At 61.6% G+C, this 10,626-nt stretch carries 11 protein-coding genes and 2 pseudogenes; 12 read left to right on the top strand and 1 reads right to left on the bottom strand.

The window, feature by feature from the left end; all coding sequences use genetic code 11:
• Window positions 1-99 precede the first annotated feature (99 nt).
• The gene (locus AC3WLT_RS36010; protein ID WP_492596337.1) at window positions 100-387 is read right to left on the bottom strand and encodes a hypothetical protein; all 288 of its coding nucleotides are present in this window, start codon (window positions 385-387) and stop codon (window positions 100-102) included.
• Window positions 388-397: 10 nt separating this feature from the next.
• Here AC3WLT_RS36010 and AC3WLT_RS36005 point away from each other — a divergent pair.
• The 12 genes and pseudogenes from AC3WLT_RS36005 to AC3WLT_RS35950 form a co-directional block, all read left to right on the top strand.
• A pseudogene (locus tag AC3WLT_RS36005) lies at window positions 398-865 on the top strand (hypothetical protein); the annotation flags it as partial.
• A 72-nt stretch (window positions 866-937) separates the two neighbouring features.
• A complete protein-coding gene (locus AC3WLT_RS36000; RefSeq protein WP_492596336.1) occupies window positions 938-1,237 on the top strand; it encodes a YadA-like family protein in 300 nt (99 codons plus the stop codon).
• A gap of 57 nt (window positions 1,238-1,294) precedes the next feature.
• Complete coding sequence (locus AC3WLT_RS35995) at window positions 1,295-2,440, top strand: DUF2827 family protein (RefSeq protein WP_492596332.1); 1,146 nt, start codon at window positions 1,295-1,297, stop codon at window positions 2,438-2,440.
• On the top strand, window positions 2,434-3,558 hold the full coding sequence (locus tag AC3WLT_RS35990) for a DUF2827 domain-containing protein (protein ID WP_492596331.1): 1,125 nt from the start codon (window positions 2,434-2,436) through the stop codon (window positions 3,556-3,558). The genes AC3WLT_RS35995 and AC3WLT_RS35990 overlap by 7 nt, the downstream gene beginning before the upstream one ends.
• A 36-nt stretch (window positions 3,559-3,594) precedes the next feature.
• Window positions 3,595-4,731 carry a DUF2827 domain-containing protein gene (locus AC3WLT_RS35985; RefSeq protein ID WP_492596330.1) on the top strand — a complete coding sequence of 379 codons (1,137 nt, stop codon included), beginning with the start codon at window positions 3,595-3,597 and terminating at the stop codon, window positions 4,729-4,731.
• A 30-nt stretch (window positions 4,732-4,761) separates the two neighbouring features.
• Window positions 4,762-4,950, top strand: a pseudogene (locus AC3WLT_RS35980) (hypothetical protein); the annotation flags it as partial.
• Between the two features lie 203 nt (window positions 4,951-5,153).
• Window positions 5,154-5,849, top strand: a complete 696-nt coding sequence (locus tag AC3WLT_RS35975; protein WP_492596329.1) for a chorismate--pyruvate lyase family protein — start codon at window positions 5,154-5,156, stop codon at window positions 5,847-5,849.
• Complete coding sequence (locus tag AC3WLT_RS35970; protein WP_492596328.1) at window positions 5,849-6,322, top strand: DNA-deoxyinosine glycosylase; 474 nt, start codon at window positions 5,849-5,851, stop codon at window positions 6,320-6,322. Before AC3WLT_RS35975 ends, AC3WLT_RS35970 begins: the two co-directional genes overlap by 1 nt.
• Entirely contained in the window at window positions 6,319-7,233 is a 915-nt protein-coding gene (locus tag AC3WLT_RS35965; RefSeq protein ID WP_492596327.1) for a class I SAM-dependent methyltransferase, read from the top strand. The genes AC3WLT_RS35970 and AC3WLT_RS35965 overlap by 4 nt, the downstream gene beginning before the upstream one ends.
• 286 nt (window positions 7,234-7,519) lie before the next feature.
• Entirely contained in the window at window positions 7,520-7,759 is a 240-nt protein-coding gene (locus AC3WLT_RS35960; RefSeq protein ID WP_492596326.1) for a DUF3311 domain-containing protein, read from the top strand.
• Window positions 7,759-9,309 carry a monocarboxylate uptake permease MctP gene (gene mctP / locus AC3WLT_RS35955; protein WP_492596335.1) on the top strand — a complete coding sequence of 517 codons (1,551 nt, stop codon included), beginning with the start codon at window positions 7,759-7,761 and terminating at the stop codon, window positions 9,307-9,309. Before AC3WLT_RS35960 ends, mctP begins: the two co-directional genes overlap by 1 nt.
• A 124-nt stretch (window positions 9,310-9,433) precedes the next feature.
• Entirely contained in the window at window positions 9,434-10,558 is a 1,125-nt protein-coding gene (locus AC3WLT_RS35950; RefSeq protein ID WP_492596325.1) for an FUSC family protein, read from the top strand.
• The last annotated feature ends 68 nt before the right edge of the window (window positions 10,559-10,626 follow it).

Genomic DNA, 10,626 nt, shown 5'->3' with positions numbered 1-10,626 from the left:
GGCGGTAAACGGCGTGAATTCGCTCTCGACTGGCTTGACCACGACGAACAGCAACCTCAGTTCGCTGTCGACCTCGGCCTCGACGGGTATTAACACGGCTCAAAGCGGCGTGACGTCGCTCTCAACAGGGCTGTCAACGGTCAGTAGCAATGTGCATTCGTTGTCCACCGGCCTTTCGACGACCAATAGCAACCTGGCAGGCCTGAGCACTTCGGCCTCGACGGCGATCAGTGGGGCGGTGAGCGGTGTGACTTCGTTGTCCACCGGCCTGTCGACGACGAACAGCAATCTGGCTTCGTTGTCGAGCTCGTATTCCGGCTCGATTGCGACCTGGCTCAACAGTCTGAGCACGGTCAACAATAACCTTTCGACATTGAGCTTTTCCACGTCGACCAGCGTGGTTCAGCTCTTCACAGGCGTTACGTCTCTCTCGACCGGTTTGAGGACGACAAACAGTAACGTGGCGCAGTTGAGTACCACGGTCACATCGCTATCAACGGGGCTGGCCTCCCTGTCCACGCAGGTATCGTCCCCAGGGTTCGGGAAAGGCTCATCGACCAGTACGAGTACGTCCACTGCGACCGCCTCGCCCTCGACATCGACCACAACTAGTACCAGTACCGTGCAAAGCTCCACATCGACGGGGTCGGCTTCTCTGTCTACCAGTTCGCCCCCGCTGTCGACGAGCCTGGTGGCGGTTGCCGCCGCGCAAATTCCGAGCGCCTCGTTCAGCTCAAATAGTGCGTCGACAAATGGGGTCGCCGTGGGCGCGAACTCGCTAGCCTCAGGGAGCAACTCGGTTGCGCTCGGTGCGGGAGCGACTGCAACAGCGACGAACTCGGTCGCGCTAGGAGCGAACTCGATAGCGACCGAGGCGAATTCGGTGTCGGTGGGTTCGCCAGGCAACGAGCGCACGATCACGAATGTGGCGCCCGGCGTGAATCCGACTGACGCGGTCAACGTGTCGCAGTTGGCAGCCGTGCAATCGAATATGAACCAGGTGGCAAGGCTGGCATATTCCGGAATAGCGGGCGCCGCCGCTCTCTCGATGATTCCTGAAGTCGATCCCGGCAAAACGCTCGCGGTCGGTATAGGGACGGCCGGCTACCAGGGATATCATGCAATGGCCATCGGCTTCAGCGCTCGAATAACAAACAACCTAAAGGTCAAGGGGGGGGTAGCCGTTAACGGTGCAGGAGGCAACTCGGTCGGTGCTGGTGCATCGTACCAGTGGTAAGTAATGTATACCACCGATTGACAGGTTCATGCCGGCAGCAGGGAGGGGGAAATAGTCATGCGTATTGGAATTTCAGTTCTCACGCACGCCGGCCAGAGCGTCTGGGAAAACGGCTTGGGCCAGAACGTCTTCTATCTGGCTCATTTGTTGCGCGCTTTGCCGTTCGTCGAAGAAGTGTTACTTCTCAATTGTGGAGATCAGTCGTGCCTGCCGGATGATGTGGAGCAGGACGGCGCCGGCTTTCGGCTTATAGCGCCGCGAGATGCAACCGACTTGATTGACGTGGCGATCGAAACGGCAGGCGGGCTCGACGTCAGCTGGCTTGACCATTTGCGCGCGAAGGGAAAGAAGGTGGTCTACCACTGCTGCGGACAGCCCTATGCAGCGCTGATCGAGCCCACAATCTTCGGCACGGCAGGCTATTGTTCTCGTTTTGAGCGCTGTGATGAAATCTGGACCTTGCCGAAAGACCGGTGCTTTCACCGAATGCTCGAATCGCTTTACCGATGCCCGGTGTACGACGTGCCCTATTTGTGGGAGTCTGCATTTCTCGACCGGCGCGCCGCAGTGCTGCACAGGGATCATGCCATCGAATTCGGATATCGCCCCCTGGCGCGTAAAGAATATACGTTTCGCGCACTCAGGGTTGCGGTATTGGAGCCGAACATCTCAGTTATCAAGGCGTGCACTATTCCAATGCTGATCTGCGATTCGGCTTTCCGGGCGAATGGGGATACCGTTGCGGAACTGCATTTGCTCAACACGATTCAGATGAAAGATCATCCGACGTTCGTGCATCTGGCCAATTCGCTGGATTTGATGAAGAACGGGAAAGTCCGCTTCGAGAAACGGCATGATTTCGCCGGCTACATGAGCCAGTTCGGCGACGCCGTTGTCGCGCATCAGTGGCAGAACGATCAGAACACTCTCTATCTGGATGCGCTTTACGGGGGATACCCGTTGATCCATAACTCGAAGTGGCTGGGTTCGGTAGGGTACTACTATCCGGATTCCGACATACCGAACGGCGCATGTCAGCTTATTGAAGCTTCCCGAAACCATGATGAGAATTTCGATTCCTATCGGCACTCGGCAAGAGAGTTTCTGGCCGCGCTGAGTCCACTTCACACGATGAATCAGACTGCGTATGCCCGCAGCTTGTTGCGGTTGACATCATCACGCGAACGGGGAACGACATGCTGAACGGAAGGCGGCTCAAGGTAGGCGTAACGATCTTCGTGCGCGCAGGTCAGCAATCGCTGTGGGAAAACGGAATTTTTCAGAACTGTTTCTTCCTGACCATGCTGCTCGCGCGATCGCCGCTCATCGAGACAGTATTTCTGGTCAACGGGGGCGATGGCCGGGTCGAGGATGCATGCGAATTTCTGGCCGATGCACCGGCGAAGGTGATCGACCTGCAAACGGCGCGCTCGCAGCTTGATGTCATCATCGAGTTGAGCGCGCAACTCGATCCGGAGTGGGCGCGTGACTTCCAGTCCCACGGCGGGCGTGTCATCGGCATGCGCGTGGCCAACGATTACGCAATCGATGTCGAACGCATGATATTTGGTCGTCCTCATGGCATGCTGGTCTCCGGCACCGGATACGACACGATCTGGACATTGCCTGCCTTCGAAAAGACCTGCGCTGCCTATTACGAAGCAGCGTTGCGTGCCCCGGTGCGGACCATGCAGCATATCTGGAGCCCGGTACTGCTTGAGCGTGCGGCAGGCATGAGCGCGGGGGCTCGGCCATTCGGCTACACACCCGGCCGTTTACAGTGGCGTCTCGCCATCCTCGAACCAAACATCTGCATGGTAAAGACCAGTCATATTTCGATGCTGATTGCGGATGTCGCACATCGTCGATCGCCTGGTTTTATAGAGGTCCTGCGTGTCTTCAACTCGCTTCACCTGAAAAGCGACACGCTGTTTTTCGGGTTCGCGACAAGCCTTGATCTCGTGCGCCACGGGCTTGCCTCGTTCGAGGCGCGCTTTCCCACGTACGAAATCATGACTATGCAGGCTGACGCGATTATTTCTCACCATTGGGAGAATGCGCAGAATTACCTGTATTACGAGGCGCTACATGGCGGGTATCCGCTTATCCACAATTCGGCGCTGCTTGAGGACTGTGGATATCGGTATCCGGACTTTGATCCCCAGGAGGGAGCTTTGGCTCTGCGTCAGGCGTTTGCGGAACACGACGGCCGTCTGGATGACTACAGGCGCGCCGCGCGCAGATTCCTGAAGACTCTCGACCCGCTTGCCGAGCGCAATGTCGAGCAATACACCGCGGCGATCGCAGAGCTCTATCGGTAACGGGGGAGGCCAGGCGACATGAGAGAGGATAAAAATATGACTGAGCGGCCGTTGCGCATTGGAATAACCATTGGCCTGAGAGAGGAGGCGGAAAGCTTGTGGGTCAACGGGATCAAGCAAAATGCTTTGTATCTCGCGAAACTCTTTCAGCGCTCGGCACGCCACCATGAGGTCACGCTGGTCAATACGACGCCAGTGCCCATCACACCGCGGCTACCGTGGGACACCACGCAATACCCGGTAAGAACATTCGAGGAAGCCAAGGACAATCTTGATGTGCTCATCGAACTTGGCGGTCAGATTAGCGAGGGTCAGACAAGATACATCCGGGACCGTGGGACAAGATTTGTGAGCTATTGCTGTGGGCCTGAATATGTGCAGCGCATGGAAGCGATGATATTCGGGCGGGGACTCGGGAACTCCGTTTTCATCAATCAACAATACGATGAGATTTGGGCCATTCCCCAGGTGGCGGAGACAAGCAAGCATTACCTTGGAACGCTGCGGCGCTGCTCCGTAAGAGAAGTACCCTTTGTTTGGGATCCGATGTTCATCGATGCCAGCACGGCTGGTTTTTCTCACAACGGCGAGTATCGGCCCCGGGGAGAATCAAAACGGATATCCATCATGGAGCCGAATATCGATGTTCTCAAATTCTGCCTCTATCCGATCCTGATCGCCGAAGAGGCATACCGTGCGGAACCGGACAGTGTCGCATATGTGCACGTGACGAATGCCGATCACCTTGCAAGCCAGAACGTAGAGTTTGCCGGGACAATGCATTACCTCGGTCTGGTGAAAGAGCGCAAGATCAGTTTTGTGGGGCGATACGAGACGCCGAAGTTTCTTGCGGAGCACACGGACATCGTCATTTCCCATCAGTGGGGGCTGGCGCTCAACTATTTCTATTTCGATGTGTGCTGGAAGGGCTACCCGCTGGTGCATAACGCGCACTTGTGCAGCGATCTTGGTTACTTCTACGACGCAAATGATGTCAGGGAGGGTGCCCGTAGGGTCCTCGAGGCGGTCCATCATCACGACAGGAACTGGAACGGTTACATGGACCGACAGAGGGAACTGATCTCCCGTTTCACGCCGGAAAATCGCGCGCTGGTCGCGGCCTATGACAGGTTGCTCGACGAACTGATGATCTCGACCGCCGCAATTGCGTAATCGCATATCGCGGTCGGAGAGGACTTTTGGGTAGGCGTGAGGTTGGGGCGCCCGGTGCTGGCGATGCTCGATCATGTGTCGCACTGGTCCTGGGGCAATGAGGAAGCGCAGCCGTGGTACGACTCCGTCGAGTTGTTCAGGCAGCCGCAGCCGGGAGAGTGGGCGCCGGTGGTCGAGCGCGTGGTGGCGCGTTTGCTGGCGCTGGCAAGATCGCGATAGCTTACGGCGCGTCCCGATCGGTGATGGAAAGTTTTTCACGTTCGCGGCGTGCCTGATCGCTGCTCGCCAATCGGAACTATCCAAAAGCGGCAATCCGATTGAGGCACCTCAGCATCCGAGCGGCTGCCAATAGAACGTCCTGACGGGAGGAGGGGGCAGGTCTGGCGATCGTCTGATCGGCGTCGCCGTTATAATCCGACACCATGCCTATCCGTTTCGATGCCGCCGACGCCCACTGGCGCGTCGCTCCCTTACCTGGCTTTAGCGCTGCCCAGAAAGACTGGCTGACCCGCGGTGGTTCGCTGACCGCGCATCTGCGCACGCTTGGCGCGGTCGCGGTGCGCGTCACGCGCGAAGCCGTTGCGCGGCCGTGGGCCGACGAGCACGCCGCGCTCGGCCTCGCGCCGCGTGCGCCCGCGTGGGTTCGGGAGGTGGTGTTGTCGGTCGACGGCGTGCCGTTTGTCGCCGCGCATAGCGTGGCGCCTCTCGCGGCGAGCGTCGGCGTATGGCAGGCGACGCGGCGGCTGCGCACCCGTCCGCTCGCCGAGTTGCTGTACAGCGATAGCAGCGTCGCGCGTTCGTCGCTGGTGAGCCGCAGGCTGACGGCGCGTCATCCGCTGTACCGACTGGCTGCGTATGAGATCGACGGCGCGCCGCCGCATGCGCTGGTCGCGCGCCGCTCCGTGTTCGAGCGCCACGGTGCGCCGCTGATGGTGACCGAATGCATGTTGCCCGCGCTGTGGGTGCATCTGGCTTCGTCGGCGTGCGAGTCGTCCGCGCCTGCATCGCACGCGACGCATCCGCGTTCGCGTGAACATGGGCGCCCGCTCGAGCACACCGTATCGCGAGCGCATCCCGCGCATCCCGCGGTTCGCGCGCCAGGCGAGGCGAGCCGCTGATGCTGCGCGGCTTTCCACCCGTCGTCGCCGCCGGTACGCATACGCTGATTCTCGGCAGCTTTCCCGGCGAAGCGTCGCTCGCCGCGACGCAGTATTACGCGCATCCGCGCAACCAGTTCTGGCGTCTGCTCGGCACGGTGCTCGGCGAGCCGCTGGCCGAACTCGCTTACGAAGAACGTCTCGCGCGCGTACTCGTCCATGGCATCGGCGTATGGGACGTGCTTGCGGCTTGCCATCGCGAGGGGAGCCTGGATGCGGCGATCCGCAACGCGCAACCGAATGACTTCGCGTCGCTGCGCGAGCACGCGCCGCTGCTGCGCAAAGTCTGCTTCAACGGCAAGACGGCGGGCCGCTTCGCGCCGGTGATCGGCGAAGCCGGTTACGCCACCCTCGTATTGCCTTCGTCGAGTCCGGCGAATGCTATGCTCTCGTTCGACCAAAAATTGCGCCTTTGGCGCGACATCCTTACATGACGAAATTAATCAAGCGCGCTTCGGCTGAAGCGCGTGCTTTCCGCCATCAAGACGCAGACGCCGCGGGCGGCAAACAGAAAGCAGTGCGCAATAACAGGCGCGCGCAACACGGCGACGATCTGCACGACGCGCCGCAAATCGAAGCACCGCGCAAGCCGCGTTTCGCTCCTGTCACGTTCTCGGAAGAAGGCGGCGTGCGCTACCTGCATTTCGGCACGGAATGGGTGCAAGGTGCGATGCGTCTGCGCAAGCCGGATCACATCGAACTCGAATACGCGCAGCAGATGATGGCCTGGCTGCTGTTCATCGAAACGCCCAGGCGCATCGTCCAGCTCGGTCTGGGCGCCGCGGCGCTGACCAAGTTCGCCCACCGCTTCCTGAAGCGCGCGAAGGTCGAGGCGGTCGAGTTGAATCCGGCGGTCGTCGTCGCCGCGCGGACGATGTTCGAACTGCCGCACGACGATGCGCGCCTGACCGTGCACGAAACCGACGCGTGGGACTTCGTCAACGACCGCGCCAATCACGGCACGATCGGCGCGCTGCAAGTCGACGTCTACGATGCGACCGCGCGCGGCCCGGTGCTCGACAGCGTCGCCTTCTACCGTGCCGTGCGCGCGTGTCTGACCCGCGCGGGCGTGGTGACGGTGAACCTGTTCGGCGATCACCCGAGCTTCGTGCGCAACATGAAGCGGCTGAATGAAGCGTTCGACGGCCGCGTCGTCGCACTGCCGGAAGTGCATGACGGCAACCGCATCGCGATCGCCTTCTCGGGCCCGGCGCTCGACGTGCCGTTCACGGCGCTGCAAGCGCGCGCCAGGCTGATCGAAGCCGAACTCGGCCTGCCGGCGCGCAAGTGGATCAAGGGTCTGCAGGAATCGACCGGGCAGACGGGCAACTCGTTCTCGGTCTGACGATCGACAGGCAGCCGGGCCGGGCAAGCCGGCTCGACTGCTCTCAGACGCAACACCCGCCGCCGCACGGTTGATGCGGCCGGGAACACCCAAGCCGCGCTCGTCCCGCTTCGCCAGCACCGCCCCGCCTCGGGTCGTCCCTGCTTGACCGCACGTTCGCGGCTCCTATACTCTTTCGATGCTTTCGGGGCGCCCGTCGCTTATCCGCGGGGCGGCTCCCCACTGCGGGATCCACCACCCGTCAAAACGCGGGCCAACATTTCAATAATAGGTAGGAGGAGACGTCATGGCTCACGACGCCGACGCGAACAAAGCCAGCAAGCGCTGGCTCTGGTTGCTGTTGCTGCCCTGGATCGCAATGGTCTGGGTGCCGTCATATAACAAGGTCGAACCGCAACTGTTCGACTTTCCGTTCTTCTACTGGTATCAGCTTCTGTGGGTGCTGATCAGCGCGATCATCACGGCGCTCGTGTACTTCAAGACCAAGACCCGTTCGACGGGCCGTCCGCAAGGGGGCGCGCAATGATGAACGCCACCGCGACATTCGTCTTCGTACTGTTCTTCGTCGGCGTCACCATTCTGGGCTTTATCGCGGCTCACTGGCGGCGCGGCGATCTCGCTCATCTGGAAGAGTGGGGCCTCGGCGGGCGGCGCTTCGGCACCATCGTCACCTGGTTCCTGCTCGGCGGCGACCTGTACACCGCCTACACCTTCATCGCCGTGCCGGCGCTGGTGTTCGGCGCGGGCGCCACCGGCTTCTTCGCGCTGCCGTACACGATCATGATCTATCCGTTCGCGTTCGTCGTGTTCCCGAAACTGTGGAGCATCGCCAAACGCCACGGCTACGTGACATCGGCCGACTTCGTCTCGGCCCGCTATGGCAGCCGCATGCTCGCGCTGGCGGTCGCGTTGACCGGCATCGTCGCGACGATGCCGTACATCGCGCTGCAACTGGTCGGCATCGAAGTGGTGATCGGCGCACTGGGTTTCGACACCACCGGCTTCGTCGGCGATCTGCCGCTGATCATCGCGTTCGCGATTCTCGCGGCGTACACGTACACCTCGGGTCTGCGCGCGCCGGCCATGATCGCGGTCGTCAAGGACATCCTGATCTACGTGACGATCTTCGCCGCGATCATCGTGATTCCGCCGCAACTGGGCGGCTTCGGCCATATCTTCGGCGTGGTGCCGCCGGCCAAGCTGTTGCTGAAGGCGCCGGACGTGTCGAGCCTGAACGGCTACAGCGCGTATGCGACGCTCGCGGTCGGCTCGGCGCTGGCGCTGTTCCTGTATCCGCACTCGATCACCGCCATCCTGTCGTCGAATTCGGGTAACACGATCCGCCGCAATATGGCGATGCTGCCGGCTTACTCGCTGGTGCTCGGTCTGCTTGCGCTGCTCGGCTTCATGGCGCTCGCAGCGGGCGTGAAGGATATGCCGGAATACGCGCCGTACTTCAAGGCGTTCGGGCCGAACTTTGCGGTGCCGGCGCTGTTCCTGCACTTCTTCCCGTCGTGGTTCGTCGGCGTCGCGTTCGCGGCGATCGGCATCGGCGCGCTGGTGCCGGCGGCGATCATGTCGATCGCGGCAGCGAACCTGTACACGCGCAACATCCACAAGGAGTTCGTGAACCGCAACATGACGCACGACCAGGAGACCAACGTCGCCAAGCTGGTGTCGCTGATCGTCAAGGTCGGCGCGGTGGCGTTCGTTCTCGGCCTGCCGCTCACGTACGCGATCCAGCTGCAACTGCTGGGCGGTATCTGGATCATTCAGACGCTGCCGGCGATCGTGCTGGGCCTGTACACGCGCGTGCTCGACTACCGCGGCCTGCTGCTCGGCTGGGCGGCCGGCATCGCAACCGGCACGTGGATGGCGATTTCGCTGAAGCTGGCCGGCTCGATCTTCACGATCCACCTGTTCGGTCTCGCGATTCCGGGCTACGCGGCGGTGTGGTCGCTGGTCGTGAACCTGGCGGTGTCGGTAGTGGTGAGCATTCTGGTGCGCGTGCTGGGCATGCAGCGCGCCGAAGACCGTACCCGTCCGGAAGACTATCTGGACGCGGTCGAAGGCTGAGCAAGCTGCTCTACTTCGCGTCAGTGAACCGCGCCCGCAGACGGAAGTTTGCGGGCGTTTGTCTTTCCGGCGCACTCTGGTGCACGATAGCGGAACTGTTCTTCAAAGCGTCCGTCGCGCCGCCATGGCCTCTGCCGATTCCCCCACCGTGATTGCCCGCCGTTCGGCCATTAGCCGCATGGTGCGTGCGGTCGCGTCGCCGTACTACCGCTATCGCCATGCGAGGGTGTTGCACAGTCTGCGCGTCGGTCTCGCGATGCTGGTGTCGATTCTCGCCACGACCGGTATCGACATCCCGCACGGTATCTGGTCGTCGGTGACCTTGCTGGTGGTGATCGGCGGCTTGCAGCATCACGGCAACATCCGCAAGAAGGCCGCGGAACGGGCGGCGGGCACTTTGCTCGGCGCGTCGATCGGGCTGGTGCTGATCCTGCAGCAGAACCTGATCGGCTCGCTGCCGCTCACCTACGTGCTGATGTCGATCGTCGCCGCGATCTGCGCGTGGTTCGCAATCGGCTCGTCCGGCTATGTCGGCCTGTTGACGGCGATCACGATGTGCATCGTCGCGGGCCACGGCGACAATCTGATCGACGTCGGGCTGTGGCGCACGCTGAACGTGCTGATCGGCATCGTGATCGCGCTGGCGTTTTCGTTCGCGCTGCCGCTGCACGCGACCTACTCGTGGCGCTACGGCCTCGCCGACAATCTGCGCGAATGCGCGCGGATCCATGCGCGGCTGCTGCAAGGCGAGACGATCAGCGAAGACGAGCAGGTCAAGGGCTTTCTAAGGATCAACAAGCGGCTGGTGCAACTGCGTTCGCTGATGCCTTCGGTGGCCAAGGAGATCGATGTGCCGCAGGCCCGGCTCGAGGAGATCCAGCGCTTGCATCGCTCGGTGCTCAGTTCGCTGGAACTGCTGGCGACCGGGCCGCTGATGCGCACCGACGCAGCGGCGCGCGCCGCCTTCGCGCAGGAGTGCGGAATCGAGGTGCGCGCCGTGCGAAGCATTCTGCTGGCCACGGCGCGCGGTCTGCGCTTTGGCCGCGCGACGCAATTCAGGATTCCGGCCGCGTCGCCGCTCTCGCCAGTGCGCAGCGACGCGGCGTTGAAACTGCCGCCCGACTTGCAAGGTCCCTATTGGCTCGGGCAGCGGCTGGCCGAACAGGTCGACCGGCTGCGCGCATTGCTGCTGGAAACCGAGCCGAACTGGAACATCGAACGGCATGCGCGGACGTTGCTGAAGGGCTGATATGACTCCCGCTGTCAATCGGGATCGGTTTTTCGGTTGCTCGAATTCATGTTTGCGGAATTTCCTGA

The organism is Paraburkholderia sp. FW306-2-2C-D06C (assembly GCF_058781505.1).
This window is presented reverse-complemented; position numbering and strand designations above follow the sequence as displayed.

Excerpts from the sequence above, each read along its gene's own strand:
- mctP (WP_492596335.1), top strand. The coding sequence starts at position 7,759 with ATGAACGCCACCGCGACATTCGTCTTCGTACTGTTCTTCGTCGGCGTC.
- AC3WLT_RS35960 (WP_492596326.1), top strand. The coding sequence starts at position 7,520 with ATGGCTCACGACGCCGACGCGAACAAAGCCAGCAAGCGCTGGCTCTGG.
- AC3WLT_RS35990 (WP_492596331.1), top strand. The coding sequence starts at position 2,434 with ATGCTGAACGGAAGGCGGCTCAAGGTAGGCGTAACGATCTTCGTGCGC.
- AC3WLT_RS35965 (WP_492596327.1), top strand. The coding sequence starts at position 6,319 with ATGACGAAATTAATCAAGCGCGCTTCGGCTGAAGCGCGTGCTTTCCGC.
- AC3WLT_RS35985 (WP_492596330.1), top strand. The coding sequence starts at position 3,595 with ATGACTGAGCGGCCGTTGCGCATTGGAATAACCATTGGCCTGAGAGAG.
- AC3WLT_RS35995 (WP_492596332.1), top strand. The coding sequence starts at position 1,295 with ATGCGTATTGGAATTTCAGTTCTCACGCACGCCGGCCAGAGCGTCTGG.
- AC3WLT_RS35975 (WP_492596329.1), top strand. The coding sequence starts at position 5,154 with ATGCCTATCCGTTTCGATGCCGCCGACGCCCACTGGCGCGTCGCTCCC.
- AC3WLT_RS35950 (WP_492596325.1), top strand. The coding sequence starts at position 9,434 with ATGGCCTCTGCCGATTCCCCCACCGTGATTGCCCGCCGTTCGGCCATT.
- AC3WLT_RS35970 (WP_492596328.1), top strand. The coding sequence starts at position 5,849 with ATGCTGCGCGGCTTTCCACCCGTCGTCGCCGCCGGTACGCATACGCTG.